The sequence below is a fragment of the bacterium genome, from assembly GCA_040753085.1.
In the GTDB taxonomy this organism is placed as follows: domain Bacteria; phylum UBA9089; class JASEGY01; order JASEGY01; family JASEGY01; genus JASEGY01.
On sequence record JBFMHI010000014.1, the window covers coordinates 20,613 to 36,957 of the forward strand.

Consider the following 16,345-nt stretch of genomic DNA (forward strand, 5'->3'; position numbering starts at 1 on the left):
TCCTGCAGTTTTGTGGTGTTAGAGCGCGGTTGTAAAGGGTGAAGAAGTTCGTTTTAACACCGCTAACACCGCCGTCCCGCGACGCTGACTGTAGGAACTCAAAGCTAAGGAGAGCTGAATTAAAATACACCAAGGAGGGTGATATTATGTCATTAGGAATCAGCAGCACCGGTCCCCTGAGCAGCTTGCTGGAAAGACTCAATTCATTTATCCAACCTGAAATCCCCCACCAGTTCGATCAAGTTAATCAAGTGAAGGCATCGGGAATTGAGGAGGCTTTCTCCTTTGATCTTTTTAGAAAAGGTGAATCAATCCCTGAATGGCCGATTAACTTAGAACCTTCCACGAGGGAAGCCATAGCTGAAAAAGCCAATCAGCATAAGTTAGCCAATCTGACTAACCGTTTTCCTGAGTTATCTTCGGCTCTGGAAAATATATTTGATCAAACCTCCCAGGTAGCCCCGGCAACTTTAGGCCGGGTGATGGATCTGGTGGGTAAGCAGAGCGAAGATGATGCCCCGGATCTGATCAATAACCTGGAAGCAATGACCAGAGAATTTATTGAACGCACGGATGAAAGCCGGGCCGGAAGGTTTCTTCACTCCCTGAGTACAATCTCTGAAGAACAGATCGACAGTTTTCTGAAGATCAATCAGGCCTTTCTGGATAACTACCCGCCTTCTCCACCATCAGCCGGGCCTGCTCCAGTCCTGATAGAACAAAATCCGGAAAATGGTGTATATAATATCTTTCCCACCGCCACTGAACCATCCCCTCCCATCGATCACCAGTTGACCGCTAAGGCAGTCTCCATTGACTTTAACCTTAATCTTTTTTATTCTCTTTCTCAAAGTATTTCCGAAACTCGAGGCCAGGAGACTCAAGGGGCTTTTATTGAAACGACCAGAAGGGTAAGCGAATATTTTGAGGCCAATGTCTCCCTTGATATCGGCTTTATGGGGCAATACTTAGGACAAACAGATACTCTTAACCAACTAGACCCCTCACTTTTAGATTCTTTCTTTGAATCTGTTCAGGGATTGGCTGACTTCGAGGATGAAAGCCTGCTGGGATTTTTTAAGGCCACGGACAATCTTTTTGCCGCCCTGGAGGAAAAATTTGGCTCCTTTGGCGGCGTCTTTGATCAAGCCCGTGAGGAAATTAAAGCAGCCGTAGGCGGGTTTTTTGGTTCGGTGCAAGACCTGCTGACTGCCGAGGTAAAAGGGCCGGACATGGTGGGACTTTTTAATCAGGCTCCTCTTGAGGTGGCCGGTCTCCTTCCGGAATCGAGTGAGGCGGCCTTAAATCTGGAAGGCCTCTGGGCTAAAGCCGGCCAAACTGAGGAAGCCAAAGAGACCCTGAATAAAGCCCTGAAACTTGACCCGGATAATATTGGGGCTGAAGAGCTGCTCAGGGACTTGGTGGAAAACACGATTGAACCTGAGTCAAAGGAAGAGAGAGCCGAAACCGAAGGCCAGGAAAGCAATTTAACAGAGCCTGAGAAGGAGTTGTTTATCCTGTAACCGGCGAGAGCCTTCCCATCTACCAGTGCTAAAATATTGGAAGATGGAATCCCCCCATCTTTCAATTTTATATACATACTATACTCTCTTCATAAGAAAAGATAGAGGCAGAATTTACCTGCCTCTATCTTTTTTATTGTGCCCCCCTTTTTTTTTTCTTGCAAAAGCAAGGCCTTTGGTGTAGAATGAATAGCTAAAATAGCCAATAGGGCGAGGTTCATCGTTAAGGGACCAAAGGGACCTAAGGGACCAAAGGGACCTAAGGGACCAAAGGGACCAAAGGGACTATTGGCTATTGCCTAATGGCTATTGCCTATTAGTTATTGGCTGATCTAACAGGAGGTAAATTATGTTACGAAGAATGCGGAAGAAAAAGTTTATTATCTGGACCCTCTGGGCAGTGGTTATTGCCTTTATTGGAACCATCTTTCTCATTTGGGGCGGGAGAGGAGGCAGAGGGAGGCAAGGTGGCCGGATAGAGATAGCCCAGGTTAATGGGGAAGAAATTTCGCGGGTAGAGTATCAACAAACATATAAACGCTATTCTGATTTTTATCGCCGGCTCTATGGGGATCGATTTGAGGAAGTAGCTAAAGATTTACCCAGACAAGTGGTTGATGATCTGATAAGAGAAAAACTCTTGCTTCGTGAGGCAAAACGATGGAAAATAGCCGTTAGTGACAGAGAAATCGTAGCTGAATTGCAGGAATCCTTCACCGATGAAGAGGGCAAATTTAACCAGGCGGCCTATAACCGTTACCGTGAACAGGCCCCCCATGGATGGTGGCGGAATCGGGAAGAGAGCGCCAGGGATGATATTGTGGTTAGAAAACTGGAAGGGTTGGTTAAGGCTACCGCCAAAGTGACCGAAACAGATGTGGTTAATTATTACCAAAAGGAATACCTTTCGGCTGAATTGGCCCATATCTTTATTGACCCCAAACATTACATTAAACCGGAAGAGATTAAGACATATTTTCAACAACATCGGGATGATTTTAAGACCGAAGAAAAAGTCAAGGCATCGCATATTCTGGTCAAACTTGACGAAAAGGCCGCTTTGGAAGAGGAAGCCAAAGTCAAAGAGAAAATAGATGGTATTCTGGCTCAGATCAAGGCTGGGGCTGACTTTGCTGATATGGCGAAAAAGTATTCCGAGTGTCCTTCCGGACCAAAGGGAGGGGACCTGGGATTCTTCGGCCGGGGGCAGATGGTCAAAGAATTTGAAGAGGCGGCCTTCGGACTTTCAGAAGGAGAGCTCAGTGAACCGGTCAAAACTAAGTTTGGTTATCATATCATTCGCTTGGAGGAGAAAAAACCCGGCCAATATAAAGAATTGGAAGAGGTAAGGGAAAAGGTGATAGAAGAGATGGTTAGGGAGGAGGGAAAAGGATTGACCGAAGCCGAGGCCGAGGCCAAGAGAATATATAAAGAGCTTAAGGCCGGCGCGGATTTTGAGACTATGGCCCAAAAGTTCTCACATGGGAAAAGCGCTTCCAAGGGAGGGAAATTAGGCGTTCTCCCTAAAGGCTCTCCCTTGCCGGATTTTGATAAGCAGATTCTCAAGGACCTTAAGGGAGAAATAAGCCCTTATGGCTGGAATATAGATCGTGATTTCGCCAAAGCCGCCTTCTCCCTTTCTGAAGGGGAGATAAGTGAGCCGGTTAAAACTAAATTCGGCTACCACATTATCCGGCTTGAAAAATTGGTGCCGCCGCCTTCTGAAAAACTGAAAGATGTCCGTAAAGACATCCTGACCCGGCTTAGAGCGAAAAAAGAGAGTCGGGTCTTTGATGAGTGGTACAATGGTATTAAGGCTGAGGCAAAAATCGAGATAAATCCGTTATTCTTCCCTCCCGTGGCTGAAGATAAAGGAGATACAGGGGCGCCGGTCAGAAGATGAGGGAAAAGATACTAAACCCTATTTATCCCTAAAAGCCTTCAGCCTATCTACCTGAGTAGTTACTGAGTAGTTACCGATCACTAATGGCCGATCATTGGATGTCTGAGCCGTGGCGAGGTAGAATACCGTGCGGGTAGCGATGTACTACAACAATAAAGATGTTCGATTAGAAGAGATGCCCCGACCCTGGATTGGCCCGGGTGAGTTATTGGTCAGGATAGAGGCCAGCGGCATCTGCGGCAGTGATGTGATGGAGTGGTATCGAATTCACAAGGTGCCGTTAGTATTGGGCCATGAGATTGGGGGAGAGATCGTTGAAGCAGGCCAAGGGGTAAAGAAATACAAAGTGGGCGATCGCGTCTCAGCTTCTCATCATGTGCCCTGTAATGCCTGCCATTATTGTCAAAGAGGACATGAAACGGTTTGTGAGACCCTCAGAAAAACAAATTTTGACCCAGGAGGATTTGCGGAATATCTTCGGCTGCCGGCCATTAATGTCGACCGGGGGGTATATCTTCTACCCGATGAGGTATCTTATGAAGAGGCCACCTTTATTGAGCCGGTAGCTTGCGTTATGCGAGGACAAAGACTGGCCGGTCTGGAGCCGGGCCAAACGGTGCTGGTTATAGGCAGTGGCATCTCTGGCTTGCTTCATGTTCACGTAGCCAACGCCTTAGGCGCCACCCGGGTAATAGCCACAGACATTAATGATTATCGGCTCCAGGCAGCCCTACGCTTTGGAGCCGAGGCCGTAATTCAGGCGAAAGAAGATGTGGTAGCCAGCCTGCGTCATATCAATAACGGCTTATTAGCCGACTTAGTCATCGTCTGCACTGGAGCCACCTCAGCTATCCTCCAGGCCTTACAATCAGTAGAGCGAGGCGGATGTGTCCTCTTCTTTGCCCCAACTGATCAAGGGGTCACTATTCCCCTTTCCATCAATGAGCTTTTCTGGCGTAATGAAATCACCCTGACTACTTCCTATGCGGGTAATTTTGCTGACCATATGAAGGCCCTGGAAATGATTCGGTCCGGCAAACTCCGGGTGGCGGAGATGATTACTCACCGCCTGAGTCTGGCCGAAACTGGCCTGGGCTTCCAGTTGGTGGCTAAGGCTGAAGATTCGATTAAGGTAATTATTGAACCTCAGAGGTGAGGTAATTCTGGCCGCTTTGACCGCGGCCGGCATTTTAAAAAACCGAAGGAGGATTAAAAAATGGATTGGGGAATGAAAAATCGCCTGGCTCAACTAATTCAACCGGATGGTCATTGCTTCTTTTTGCCGATAGACCACGGTTATTTTCAAGGGCCGACCAGGAAATTAGAAAAACCAGGGGAAACGATCAAACCGCTTTTACCTTATTGTGATGCCCTTTTTGTCACCAGGGGGGTATTACGTTCAGCCATAGACCCGGCCAATACCAAGCCGATTATCCTCAGGGTCTCCGGCGGCACTAGTATGGTGGGTAAAGACCTGGCTAATGAAGGCCTGACCACCTCCATCGAGGAGGCGATTCGGCTTAATGCAGCCGCCGTGGGCATGTCTGTCTTTATTGGTTCTGATTATGAGAAGGAGACCTTGTTGAATTTAGGCCAGTTGGTTAATGAAGCCGAAAGATATGGCATCCCGGTGATGGCCGTAACGGCCGTAGGCAGAGAAATGGAAAAGCGGGACGCCCGCTACCTGGCTTTATGCTGCCGGATTGCGGCTGAATTAGGGGCTAAGGTAGTAAAGACTTATTGGTGTGAGGGCTTTGAGAAGGTCGTAAATGGCTGCCCCGTGCCGGTGGTAATGGCTGGAGGCCCTAAAGTGGAGACAGACCGTGAAGTCTTTGAGTTCGTCCACGACGGGATGCAAAAAGGAGCTATTGGGGTGAATCTGGGTAGAAATATCTGGCAGAATGAGTATCCAGTGCCTATGAACAGAGCTTTGCGAGCTATTGTGCATGAAAATGCCTCGGTAGACGAGGCGGAAGAGATATTCAACAGCCTGAAGAAAGGATGAGGTGTTATGTCTGAAATCAAAGTAGAGAAGCCTGATCAGGAGAAATTAAAGTCATTAGGGGTTGACCACTGGAGTCCCTGGGAATGCGAACCCTCTACCTTCCCCTGGGAATATCCGGCTGATGAAACAGCTTATGTCCTGGAAGGCAAGGTAAAGGTTCAAACCCCAGGTGGTGAAGTTGAGATTAAGGCCGGTGATTTAGCCCATTTCCCTAAAGGGCTTAAATGCACCTGGAATGTGGTAGAGAAGATCAGGAAGGTTTATACCTATTGAATCGTTAATCTCGAATTGCGAATCGCGAATCGCGAATCTATTTTTTTAATCGGCGATTCGCGATTCGCAATCCGCGATTCGCAATCCGCGATTCGCGATTAAGTTATGAATGGCCGAAACAATACTCAAGGCCCGGACTTCATTTACCGCACGATTAACCCCTCGGGTAGTTGATCGGTCAGTATCTCATACCCATCATCAGTAAGCCGGACCATATCTTCAATCCTAACCCCGCCAAAAGAGGGCAGATATACCCCGGGTTCAATGGTGAAGACCATCCCTGCTTTTAAGGTTGTTTCTTTGCCGGGCTTGGAGGTGACATGGGGTTTTTCGTGAACCTCTCTGCCTACACCGTGACCCAAGTTGTGGCCGAAGTATTTACCCAGCCCGGCCGAATTTATCACCTCTCGGGCGCCTTTATCCACGGAAGCCGAGGATACTTCGGGAGCCAAGAGATTAAAGGCCGCCTTTTGAGCTGATTTCACCAGATCATAGATCTCTCTCTGACGCTCGGATGGCCGGCCTAAACACAAGGTGCGAGTCATATCACAAAAGTAACCGCCATAAGTAGCCCCCCAATCGATCACGATTAAGTCCCCTGACTGCAGCCGGCGATTTCCGGAAACGCCGTGGGGAAGGGAAGAACGATCTCCTGAGGCAACAATAGTTTCAAAGGCCCTTCCAGACGCCCCTAATTTTCTCATCCGGTATTCTAACTCATAGGCGATCTCTCGCTCGGCCACCCCGGGTCGAATAAGCTCCAGGGTTTGCAGAAAGGCCTGTTGAGCAATCCCCACGCCTTCTCTGAGGCATTGAATTTCATCGGCGTCTTTTATTAACCTTAGCTCTTCGGTTAATTCCTTGCAGGAATAAAGATAAACCGACTCTAAATGTTCACTTAAGGTCTGATATTGATCCTGGGTCAGATGGTCTGTCTCTACCCACAATTCTTCGATCTTTTCTTTTTTTACCAGCTCAACGATGGCCTCTAAAAGGCTTTTATCCTGGCCGACCTTGACTAATTCAAACCCGGTTACTTCCTGCTCCACGTGTTCCACATATCTGAAATCAGTAATAAACAAGGCCTTTTCAGGCGTAATAACTGCCCCACCGGATGACCCAGTGAAACCGGTTAGATACTGGAGATTAGTCAAATCAGCAATCAGGACCCTCTTAATCTGCCTGGAGGCCATAGCCTCTCTTAACTGGCTCAATCTATTATGTTTCATAGCCTTCCTTTTTGCCTCATCTCGTCCTTTTCATTCATCTCTCACCTTTTCCTATCCTACACCTCTGGGAGTAATTCGGATTTTCCCCCGTTTTACTGTTATAACTGCCTGTTTTTGAAGGGCTGTTAGATAGTGTGTTAAAACTATCTCCAAGAGTTCTAATCGCTTTTGCCGTGGAACATTCGGTAAACGAATTACTCCTGCATGGGGAACACCTACTTGAAAGGCCAGGGCACCAAAGTCTTTGTCCAGGGTTATTAGAACTCGCTTCTCCTGGTAAGCCCAGGTTAATATCTCTAAATCCGACATTCTGGGATCACTGTCTGCTACTAATCGAGCCTCATATCCTTTTTGGACCAAATAGTCTCTAATAGCCTGTCCTACGCAAACATCCACTAAGAACTTCACGAGACTTGCTCCATTTCTATGGCTTCCAGTTCTTCATTGGCTACAAGCACCTTGGCATAAAATAGACATGCTCGAAGATCATCTGGTTCCAGCATAGGATAATCCTCAAATATCTCTTTTTCTGTAACTCCCTGACTGAAAAGGTCAAGAATCATTTCTACTGAAATTCTCATTCCCCGAATGATAGGCTTACCGCCAAAGATTTGAGGATTTATTGTAATCCGTTCAAGTAGATTTGACATAACCTCTTCCTCCTTCCTAAAGTTTGTACTTCTACACCGGCGTAAAGAACTACCACCGCTGACCGTCAGAGCAGCTTATTTCCTCAGGAGTTCTACCTCAGATAGGTCCGGCCCGATCCTTCAGGTAGAGGTAGACCCTAATCCACGATGAGCCTCTTTTTAAGGTCGAAACTTCAGCGATCAGGCCTTTCACGGTTAGCCAAATCAATGGCGGCCTTGAGGCCCAGCAGGTAACTGTCAGCCCCAAAGCCACTGATTTGGCCCGCACAGACCGGAGCAATTAATGAATGGTGGCGAAATTCCTCTCTGGCCTGGATGTTGGATAAGTGAACCTCGATGGTAGGGATACCTACCGCGGCCACGGCGTCCCGGATGGCAATGCTGGTATGGGTGTAAGCCCCTGGATTGATCACGATCGCCTCTACCTTCTGATAAGATTGCCCTATCTTATCTACGATCTCTCCCTCGTGGTTAGATTGAATGATCTCAAGCTCTACTTGATGAGCCGCCGCCATCTCCCTCAGTTTTTCATTGATCCCTTCCAGGGTAGTTTGACCATAGTGTTCAGGCTCTCTAATCCCCAACAAATTAAGATTCGGTCCGTGAATAATCAAGATTTTAGTCACTCGGCCCCTCCTTTCCCCTCGATCTTTTTCAGGACTTTCTGGATAACTTCAGTCCCAATAGCCGATTTTATTATCACCTGGCCGATTTGAGTGGGTAAGACAAATCTCACCTCTCCCCCCAGAACCTTCTTGTCCAAAGATAAGGTATCGATAATCTTCTGAGAATCGATCCCGGAGAAAGTAGTGGGTAAGGCTATCTGCTGGAGGAGATTTATTTGCCGCCTTACCTCTGACTCTGACAGTAGTCCCAGCTCATTGGCTATCCAGGAAGCCCCGATCAGGCCGATGGCCACGGCTTCTCCGTGTCGAAAATGCTTGTAATTCGTCAGGGCCTCTAAGGCATGGCCAATCGTGTGGCCGTAGTTCAAGATAGCTCGCTGGCCTGCTTCTCTTTCATCCTGAGAGACCACCTCGGCCTTTATCTGACACGATACGGCGATGATATGACTTAAGGCTTCAGGGTCCAGGTCTAAAATCCTGGCCCAATTATTTTCCAGATAGGCAAAGAAATCTCCATCTCTGATGACGCCGTATTTAACTACTTCAGCCAGACCGGCTCGCAGTTCCCGCTCATCCAGGGTCTTAAGCACCAGTGGATCAATGATGACTACCCAGGGTTGATAAAATGAGCCGACCATATTTTTGGCTTGAGGTAGATTGACGCCTACTTTTCCGCCTACACTGGAATCAACCTGGGCCAGTAAGGTGGTCGGTATCTGAATAAAGGGTAGTCCCCGCATAAAGGTGGCGGCTACAAAACCGGCTAGGTCTCCAATTACACCCCCACCCAGGGCAATAATAGGTGTCCGTCGATCAAACCGGCGGCTTAAGAGTTCATTATAAAGCCCTCGAGTTGCCTCCAGGTTCTTATATTCTTCGCCGTCGGGAACCTCGATTGATTCGACCGTGAGACCGGCTTTTTCAAGACTTTCTTTCAATGAAGGAAGATACAAGCCTCCTACCTTTGGATTGGTAATAACTCCCACCCTTCGGCTCAAGCCAAGAGACAGAATGATCTCTCCAGCCAGCCGCATCAGCCCCGGCTCAATATGAATATGATAGCTTCTTTCTCCTAATGAAACTTTAACCCTTCTCATTTCGGATTTCGCACCCACTTCGTGGGTACCCGGGATTTCGGATTGTAGATGGCGGATGGCGGCATAGAAAAAAATGGTGAGCCGTGGTGGGATCGAACCACCGACCCTCTGCTTAAAAGGCAGATGCTCTACCCCTGAGCTAACGGCCCACAGATTCAGAACACAGAATCCAGAGCCCAGAATCCAGACAAAAAAGTCTTGTATCTGTATTCTGTGTTCTGGGCACTGGGTTCTGTTTAAGGCAAAAGACCTTCATCGAGGATGATGCTTTGATCCCTCTCCGGGCCTACAGAAACAACGGCAATATCGATTTGAAGGAGCTTTTTTATCCGCTCCAGGTAATACTTGGCTTTCGAAGGAAGCTGCGCATATTCCCTGATATGGGCTATCTCTTGTTTCCAACCCGGTATCTCTTCATAAACTGGTGTACACTCCCTTAATATCTTTAAGGACTGAGGAAATTCGGTTATTAATTCGCCTTTATATTGATAGCCGGTACAGACCAATATGGTCTCCAGATCATTTAAGACATCCAATTTAGTAATAATGAGGGCCTTAAGGCCATTTAAACGGATGGCATATCTTACTGCCACTGTATCAAACCAACCGCATCTCCTTGGTCGGCCGGTTGTGGCCCCATATTCCCTCCCTTTGATCCGCACTTCCTCACTGTGGTATTGACACATCTCAGTAGGGAAAGGCCCGTTACCTACCCTGGTAGTATAAGCCTTGGTTACCCCCAGGACAGCATCTATTTTGGTCGGGCCTACCCCGGCGCCAATACAAGCCCCGCCTGCAATCGGATTAGAAGAAGTTACATAAGGGTAAGTTCCGTAATCCACATCAAGGAGAGTTCCCTGGGCCCCTTCAAATAATACTGTCTTACCTTCATCTATGGCCTGATTAACCAGGACACTGGTGTCAGTTGCATATTTACCCATCAGGCCGGTGTAGACCAGAAAATCTTTTTCGATCTGGCTGGGATCAAATCCTTCTTGCCCGTAAGCATTTTTGAAAATAGAATTTTTTTCAAGCAGATTCCGGTTTAATCTCTCCTTCAGGTCATCTTTATCCAATAAATCGACCACTCTTATGCCGACTCGATCCGCCTTATCCGCATAAGTTGGTCCTATGCCCCGTCTGGTGGTCCCAATGCCCCCCTTTCCCTCTGATTCCTCTCTCATTACATCAAACCGGACATGGTAGGGCATAATAAGATGGGCATTCTGGCTTATGTAAAGCCGGCCATCGACTTGAATCCCTTTCTTTTTTAAAAACTCTATTTCATCTTGTAAGGCTTTGGGATTAATAACTACGCCGGATCCAATAACACAACACTTTTCCGCATGCAGGATACCAGAAGGGATAAGGTGCAGGATAATCTCTTCTCCCCCTACCCTCACGGTATGGCCTGCATTGTCGCCGCCTTGATAGCGGATAACCATATCTACCCGGTCGGTTAAAAGATCAATAATCTTCCCCTTGCCTTCATCCCCCCACTGAGTTCCCACTATAATGAAAACCATAATACCTCGCCATCATCAGCCAATAGCCAAATAGCCAATAGCCCATAGGCAATAGCCCATAGGCAATAGCCAATAGCCAATAGCCCATAGGCAATAGCCAATAGCCAATAGCCCATAGGCAATAGCCAATAGCCAATAGCCCATAGGCAATAGCCAATAGCCAATAGCCCATAGGCAATAGCCTCTTTGGTCCCTTTGGTCCCTTTAGTCCTTTTGGTCCCTTTGGTCCCTTTAGTCCTTTTGGTCCCTTTGGGTTAAAGAGCCAATAGCCTATTGACTCTTTGTCTATCATAACTTATATTTCCAGCCTTGTCAAGGGAAAATTTAGCCTTACGCTGGAATGTCCTTCGAATTAATAAGCACCTCCCGCGGTTTGCTGCCGTCAGGGGGGCCGACTACCCCTTTTTCTTCTAAGAGATCAACCAGCCTGGCCGCTCGATTGTAGCCGATCTTAAGCCTTCGCTGAAGCATAGAAACAGATGCCTGTCTGGTTTCCACGACCATTCTAAGGGCCCGGTCAAAAAGCTCATCTTCTTCTTCGTCACTGAAATCTTTGGTGGAAGAAAGATCAGCCTTAAATATTTCATGTTCTTCTATTTCTTGTTCTGGTTTCTCTCTCGGCGCCTGCTGTTTAACATAATCTACAATCCGGTTAACCTCGACCGCCGAGATGAAGGAACCTTGAACCCGCACCGGTTTTGGCGCCCCGGCAGGAAAGAAAAGCATGTCACCCTGGCCCAAAAGTTTTTCCGCCCCCCCTGCATCCAGGATGGTTCTGGAATCCACCTTGGATGATACCTGAAAGGCAATTCTGGAGGGGAGATTAGCCTTGATCACCCCGGTGATGACATTCACACTGGGTCTTTGAGTAGCCAGGACCAAATGGATGCCTACGGCCCTGGCCATTTGGGCCAACCGGAAGATGGCCTCTTCACAGTCGGCGCGAGCTACTACCATCAAATCGGCGAATTCATCTACAATGGCCACAATAAAGGGGAGCTTATTTGGCCCTTCTGCCTTCTCTTCTGAAGCGATTTTTTCATTATAACCGGCTATGTCTCTCACCCCCTCCTGAGCCAGGATCTCATATCGCCTTTCCATTTCCTTAACCAGCCAGTTCAGGGCAATGGCTGCCCTCTTTGGTTCAGTTACTACCCGGGTCATAAGGTGAGGGATGTCATTGTAGCCGCTCAATTCGACTACCTTGGGATCAATCATCAACATCTCTACCTCCTCTGGAGAGGCATTGTAAAGAAGACTGGTTACAATTGTGTTGATGCAGACACTCTTGCCTGAACCGGTAGTCCCGGCGATCAAAAGGTGAGGCATTTTAGCCAGATCAGCCACTACCGGAGTTCCGGAGATGTCTTTACCCAAGGCAATGGTCAGCTTGGATTTGGAGCGTTTAAACTCTTCGGAAACTAAGACTTCTTTTAAATAAACCGGAGTGGCCTCCTGATTGGGGATTTCAATCCCTACCGCCTGCTTGCCAGGGATAGGCGCCTCGATTCTGACACTCCTAGCGGCCAGGGCCAGGGCTATATCATCGGCCAGATTGACAATGGTGCTAACCTTTACCCCTGTAGCCGGCTGAAGTTCATATCTGGTTAAGACAGGCCCTTTACTCACCTGAATAACCCTGGCTTTGATCCCAAAATCAGATAGCTTTTCCTCTAATAATCTGGAATTAGCCAGGAGGTCTTCTTTTATTTCTTGACCTGAGGGTCGGCTGCTGCCCTTCAAGAAGGAAAGGGGCGGAATTCTGTAGGGAGCAGATATTATTCCCTCACCAAATGGCGGCAGTTTTTCCTCTTCTTCAAATTCTTCCACCTCCTTGGGAAGGATAATTTGCGGAGCAGATAAAGGTAATTCCCGGGATGGGGCAGCGGCCATCTCCGGTTGGGTAGTTCTTTTAGGGGGAGGTTCTAAGATAGATTCGAGGCCGGATTTTTGTTCTAAAACAGGTCCTGTCCAGGGTTCAGCAGCCGGCTTTCTCTCCGGGGTCTTGATTTTATCTGATTTAGAGCCAACACCTTCTATCAGTTTGCTGGCGGCCTCCTTGAGATGAAGGATGAAGGCAAACAGGGAAAGATTGGTGGCCAGGATGAAGCCAAGTGCCAGGCAAAGTCCGGCAATAAGATAGGAGACATTATGGAAGTAAGATTTCAGTAAGTAGGCTGTTTTAGCCCCCACCAGTCCTCCTGCTAACTGACTGGTTTCAGTAGTTCCCTCTATTAAAGTATAGGGAAGAGAAAAGATAGTGGGCGAAAAGATTAATAGGAGCAAGAGTCCTGGTATCTTGAAACCAAATAGTCTTTCTTTGATTCCCCTGAATCTATTCCATCCCCAGAGGACCATAATTAGTGAGATAAGATATGAACCCCAACCTAAGAAAGTAAAAAGCCCCCAGGAGAGGTAGGCCCCTCCAATACCGGCATAGTTTCTCACCGGCTCATTAGGCCGTGAGGTGTAAAGGAGGGTATCATCTGGGCTGTAATTTATGAGGCTGAGCAGGATAAAAGCCGCTATGCCCAGTAGAGTCAAGCCCAGGGCCTCATCCAGAACTGGAGTTTTTCGTGAATCTTTCATCAGATTTAATGGCTGATGGCGGATTGGGGAACAGAAAATTAAATTCCGAAATCCGAAATGAGGTTTAGTAAGCGTTCAGCCACTAAGGCACAAAGACACAACCTCGATCCTCGATCCTGGATGCTTGATTCTGGATACTTGATCCTTTACCAGCATCGAGGATCGAGCATCGAGCATCGAGGATCGAGGATCGAGCATCCAGCATCATGTGATGAACGGTTACTGAGATTACAGCCTTATCTCCCAACCCTTTAATTGTTCCAGAAAGGAGTGATTGGTTAGATCAAGGTGAAGAGGCGTGATGGAAATCTTGTTTTCACTGATAGCCTTGAAGTCAGTGCCATCTTCTTCCTCGCCGATAGCCCCTTTGCTTCCGATCCAGTAGTAAACCCTGCCTCGGGGGTCGATTCGTTTGATTAATTCTTCTCGATAGGTTCGTTTTCCCTGGCGGGTAATAGCTACCCCTTTGATCTTGTTTTCTTCTACGTTAGGAACATTTATATTTAGCAAGGTGTGAGGTGGGAGTCCTTTCTCTTTAATCAAGAGGACCACCTGGCGGGCAAACCTGGCGGCAAAGGTGAAATCCGGTTTAGCCCCATCCTGGGTAGCTATAGAGATAGCAAAGGAAGGGATGTCCAGTAAGGTCCCTTCCATAGCGGCCGAGACAGTCCCTGAATAGGTAATATCATCACCCAGGTTAGGGGTGTTGTTTATCCCGGAAACGACCAGATCAATCTTCTCCTCAATAATCCCCATAACCCCCAGATTGACACAATCACTGGGTGTGCCATCGATGGCATAGATCCGTCTTCCCAGTTGTTCTACTCGAATAGGGTGAATAAGGGTCAGAGAATGTCCGGTGGCGCTCTTCTCCCGATCCGGGGCAACCGTGAACAACTCCCCCAGGCCTCTTAATGCTCTTCTTAAGGCACGAAGCCCCTTTGAGTTTATCCCATCGTCGTTAGTAATCAGGATGTGCATGGTGTTATCCCTTTCCCAATCCAGGAAAATTTTCGACCAGCCCCTCCCCGAGGGCTTTTTTTTGGGCTTCTATCAATTCTTTGATTCCTTCCTCAGCCAAAGCAAGCAGGACGTCCAATTCGGCTCGAGAGAAGGTAGACTCTTCCCCTGTTCCCTGGATTTCGACAAATCTTCCCCCTCCGGTCATAACCACATTAAGATCACAGGTAGCGGCAGAGTCTTCCTCGTAGTCAAGGTCCAGGTATGCCTTCCCGTTCAGAACGCCCACACTCACCCCGGCCACAAAATCCCTTATCGGCCATACCCTGACCATACCCTTTCGTTTTAATTGAGCCATTAAATCAACCAGGGCGACAAAACTGCCGGTTACAGAAGCCGTTCTGGTTCCTCCATCCGCCTGAATACAGTCACAGTCGATGATAATAGTCCGTTCACCCAGAGGGTCCAGATTAGTCACCGCCCTTAAGGAGCGACCGATCATTCGTTGTATTTCGTGAGTTCGACCACTTGATCTGGCTTGTTCTCTGGAAACACGGGTAGAAGCCGAGGCCGGAAGCATAGAATATTCCGCCGTTATCCAGCCTCGGTCAAATCCCTTGAGCCATGGCGGAACCCTTTCTTCACAAGTAGCTGTGCAGATTACCTTTGTATTTCCTGTTTCAATCAGGACCGATGCCTGGGCATTCTTGATGTAACCTCGCCTGATTTTGACCGGACGAATCCGGTTATTCTGCCTGCCGTCCTTTCTCATGAGCCATCCTCTCTTTCCGGGTTTCGATTCAAAACTTCCAGAAGCTTCTCTCGACTCCGCAGTATCCCCCCCTCAAGATCTTGTGGATAAAAGACCTCGATAATCATCATCCCCTCAAATTGGCTCAGGAAATCCTTGACTATGGAATAATCAATCTCCCCCAAACCTACCGGAAGATGGGAATCTTTTCCCTCTTTAGCATCGTTGATATGGACATGAATAATCTTTTCTTTAAGCCTCTCCAGGGTAGCTGGAATTCCCCAGGAGAGATAGGCATGGGCCAGGTCGAAAGCCACGCCTACCCCTAAGGTTTCCACCAGTAGACAGAATTCATTTAAGGAACTGTCCAGATTCTTCTCCGAGAGGCCGATATTTTCGAGGGCTAATTCTACCCCCCTCTTTTTAGCCAGAGTAAGACAGGCATTCATGGCCTCCAGATTTAGTTCCTGGGCAGCTTTTTTAACCGCCGGAAGGGGGAAAGGGGTGGTTCCAGGGTGGAGAACCACAATCTTTGCCTCCAGATCAGCCGCTAAATCTATGGAGCTTTTAACTTGTCTGATAGACTCCGCCCTTATGCCGGGATTAAGGGAGGCAATATTTATATTAAACATAGGTGAATGAACGGCTACATCCATCCCGTTATTATTTGCCATCTTTTTTATCGTTTTTCTCTCATTTTTTTTGGTATAATCAGGATAGGCATGAGGGAAATCAGCCCATATTTCAAGGCAGTTAAAGGAATGTCTTTGAGCAAATTCTATGCTTTCTTTCAGATTGGCCGTTATGGCTAAATTACTGGTGGACATGCCTATCTTCTTCACACCTAAAATATCCTTTCAATTGCGAATCGCGAATCTCGAATTGCGAATTGCGAATTGCGAACCTCGAATCTATTTTTTAATTCGCAATCCGCAATCCGCAATTCGAGATTCGCGATTACTAACTACTGTTCACTGTCTCCTATATTACCCTGAAATTTAATAGAAGTCAAGAAATTTCCACAGTGCCAATAGCTCGGAAAAAAATTGTTGCTTTAGAAGGGAGAATGTGGTAGAATAGAAAAAATTTTCGGGACGGTTCAAATCGTCCATTTTTCTTGTGAAACCTTGCGGGTCCTTCGTATCTTCCTCAATAATTCGGGGCAACCTACTCGGGTTACACGAGATCAGAAACCCGTTTTTTCGGAAAAAAC

Annotated in this window: 17 protein-coding genes and 1 tRNA gene; 5 read left to right on the plus strand and 13 right to left on the minus strand. The window is 47.5% G+C overall.

The genetic code is table 11. The features are described 5' to 3' along the window. The first annotated feature begins 146 nt into the window (after positions 1–146). The 5 genes from AB1797_03285 (at position 147) to AB1797_03305 (ending at position 5,704) form a co-directional block, all read left to right on the plus strand. Positions 147–1,523 (plus strand): tetratricopeptide repeat protein, encoded by a 1,377-nt coding sequence (locus tag AB1797_03285; protein MEW5766636.1) that lies wholly within the window; start codon positions 147–149, stop codon positions 1,521–1,523. Between the two features lie 349 nt (positions 1,524–1,872). Then, positions 1,873–3,426, plus strand: coding sequence for a peptidylprolyl isomerase (locus AB1797_03290; GenBank protein ID MEW5766637.1), 1,554 nt, complete (start codon positions 1,873–1,875; stop codon positions 3,424–3,426). Between the two features lie 127 nt (positions 3,427–3,553). Then, a complete protein-coding gene (locus AB1797_03295; GenBank protein MEW5766638.1) occupies positions 3,554–4,582 on the plus strand; it encodes a zinc-dependent dehydrogenase in 1,029 nt (342 codons plus the stop codon). A gap of 60 nt (positions 4,583–4,642) precedes the next feature. Beyond that, positions 4,643–5,431 carry a 3-hydroxy-5-phosphonooxypentane-2,4-dione thiolase gene (lsrF, locus tag AB1797_03300; protein ID MEW5766639.1) on the plus strand — a complete coding sequence of 263 codons (789 nt, stop codon included), beginning with the start codon at positions 4,643–4,645 and terminating at the stop codon, positions 5,429–5,431. Between the two features lie 6 nt (positions 5,432–5,437). Next, positions 5,438–5,704 carry a cupin domain-containing protein gene (locus AB1797_03305; GenBank protein MEW5766640.1) on the plus strand — a complete coding sequence of 89 codons (267 nt, stop codon included), beginning with the start codon at positions 5,438–5,440 and terminating at the stop codon, positions 5,702–5,704. Positions 5,705–5,847: 143 nt separating this feature from the next. On the opposite strand, the gene AB1797_03310 is transcribed toward AB1797_03305, so the two are convergent. From AB1797_03310 to AB1797_03370, 13 genes are all read right to left on the minus strand, one after another. Continuing rightward, positions 5,848–6,933, minus strand: coding sequence for a Xaa-Pro peptidase family protein (locus AB1797_03310; protein MEW5766641.1), 1,086 nt, complete (start codon positions 6,931–6,933; stop codon positions 5,848–5,850). A gap of 51 nt (positions 6,934–6,984) precedes the next feature. Then, on the minus strand, positions 6,985–7,329 hold the full coding sequence (locus AB1797_03315; GenBank protein MEW5766642.1) for a DUF5615 family PIN-like protein: 345 nt from the start codon (positions 7,327–7,329) through the stop codon (positions 6,985–6,987). An 8-nt stretch (positions 7,330–7,337) separates the two neighbouring features. Then, entirely contained in the window at positions 7,338–7,583 is a 246-nt protein-coding gene (locus AB1797_03320; protein MEW5766643.1) for a DUF433 domain-containing protein, read from the minus strand. Between the two features lie 173 nt (positions 7,584–7,756). Further along, positions 7,757–8,209 carry a type II 3-dehydroquinate dehydratase gene (gene aroQ / locus AB1797_03325; GenBank protein MEW5766644.1) on the minus strand — a complete coding sequence of 151 codons (453 nt, stop codon included), beginning with the start codon at positions 8,207–8,209 and terminating at the stop codon, positions 7,757–7,759. Beyond that, complete coding sequence (gene aroB / locus AB1797_03330) at positions 8,206–9,306, minus strand: 3-dehydroquinate synthase (protein MEW5766645.1); 1,101 nt, start codon at positions 9,304–9,306, stop codon at positions 8,206–8,208. Before aroB ends, aroQ begins: the two co-directional genes overlap by 4 nt. Positions 9,307–9,380: 74 nt before the next feature. Then, positions 9,381–9,455, minus strand: a tRNA-Lys gene (locus tag AB1797_03335). Positions 9,456–9,542: 87 nt separating this feature from the next. After that, complete coding sequence (locus AB1797_03340; GenBank protein ID MEW5766646.1) at positions 9,543–10,835, minus strand: adenylosuccinate synthase; 1,293 nt, start codon at positions 10,833–10,835, stop codon at positions 9,543–9,545. Next, complete coding sequence (locus AB1797_03345; GenBank protein MEW5766647.1) at positions 10,795–11,124, minus strand: hypothetical protein; 330 nt, start codon at positions 11,122–11,124, stop codon at positions 10,795–10,797. The genes AB1797_03340 and AB1797_03345 overlap by 41 nt, the downstream gene beginning before the upstream one ends. Positions 11,125–11,162: 38 nt before the next feature. Further along, positions 11,163–13,421, minus strand: coding sequence for a DNA translocase FtsK (locus tag AB1797_03350; protein ID MEW5766648.1), 2,259 nt, complete (start codon positions 13,419–13,421; stop codon positions 11,163–11,165). A gap of 82 nt (positions 13,422–13,503) precedes the next feature. Then, positions 13,504–13,629: a hypothetical protein gene (locus AB1797_03355; GenBank protein MEW5766649.1), complete on the minus strand. Its 126-nt coding sequence runs from the start codon at positions 13,627–13,629 to the stop codon at positions 13,504–13,506. A 20-nt stretch (positions 13,630–13,649) separates the two neighbouring features. Next, positions 13,650–14,402, minus strand: coding sequence for a 5'/3'-nucleotidase SurE (gene surE, locus AB1797_03360; GenBank protein MEW5766650.1), 753 nt, complete (start codon positions 14,400–14,402; stop codon positions 13,650–13,652). 4 nt (positions 14,403–14,406) lie between these two features. Next, on the minus strand, positions 14,407–15,153 hold the full coding sequence (gene rph, locus AB1797_03365; protein ID MEW5766651.1) for a ribonuclease PH: 747 nt from the start codon (positions 15,151–15,153) through the stop codon (positions 14,407–14,409). After that, entirely contained in the window at positions 15,150–15,974 is an 825-nt protein-coding gene (locus AB1797_03370) for a sugar phosphate isomerase/epimerase family protein (GenBank protein MEW5766652.1), read from the minus strand. The genes rph and AB1797_03370 overlap by 4 nt, the downstream gene beginning before the upstream one ends. Positions 15,975–16,345 lie beyond the last annotated feature (371 nt).

Excerpts from the sequence above, each read along its gene's own strand:
- AB1797_03285 (MEW5766636.1), top strand. The coding sequence starts at position 147 with ATGTCATTAGGAATCAGCAGCACCGGTCCCCTGAGCAGCTTGCTGGAA.
- AB1797_03290 (MEW5766637.1), top strand. The coding sequence starts at position 1,873 with ATGTTACGAAGAATGCGGAAGAAAAAGTTTATTATCTGGACCCTCTGG.
- lsrF (MEW5766639.1), top strand. The coding sequence starts at position 4,643 with ATGGATTGGGGAATGAAAAATCGCCTGGCTCAACTAATTCAACCGGAT.
- AB1797_03305 (MEW5766640.1), top strand. The coding sequence starts at position 5,438 with ATGTCTGAAATCAAAGTAGAGAAGCCTGATCAGGAGAAATTAAAGTCA.
- AB1797_03310 (MEW5766641.1), bottom strand. The coding sequence starts at position 6,933 with ATGAAACATAATAGATTGAGCCAGTTAAGAGAGGCTATGGCCTCCAGG.
- AB1797_03320 (MEW5766643.1), bottom strand. The coding sequence starts at position 7,583 with ATGTCAAATCTACTTGAACGGATTACAATAAATCCTCAAATCTTTGGC.
- aroB (MEW5766645.1), bottom strand. The coding sequence starts at position 9,306 with ATGAGAAGGGTTAAAGTTTCATTAGGAGAAAGAAGCTATCATATTCAT.
- AB1797_03345 (MEW5766647.1), bottom strand. The coding sequence starts at position 11,124 with ATGATAGACAAAGAGTCAATAGGCTATTGGCTCTTTAACCCAAAGGGA.
- AB1797_03350 (MEW5766648.1), bottom strand. The coding sequence starts at position 13,421 with ATGAAAGATTCACGAAAAACTCCAGTTCTGGATGAGGCCCTGGGCTTG.
- AB1797_03355 (MEW5766649.1), bottom strand. The coding sequence starts at position 13,629 with ATGATGCTGGATGCTCGATCCTCGATCCTCGATGCTCGATGCTCGATC.
- surE (MEW5766650.1), bottom strand. The coding sequence starts at position 14,402 with ATGCACATCCTGATTACTAACGACGATGGGATAAACTCAAAGGGGCTT.
- rph (MEW5766651.1), bottom strand. The coding sequence starts at position 15,153 with ATGAGAAAGGACGGCAGGCAGAATAACCGGATTCGTCCGGTCAAAATC.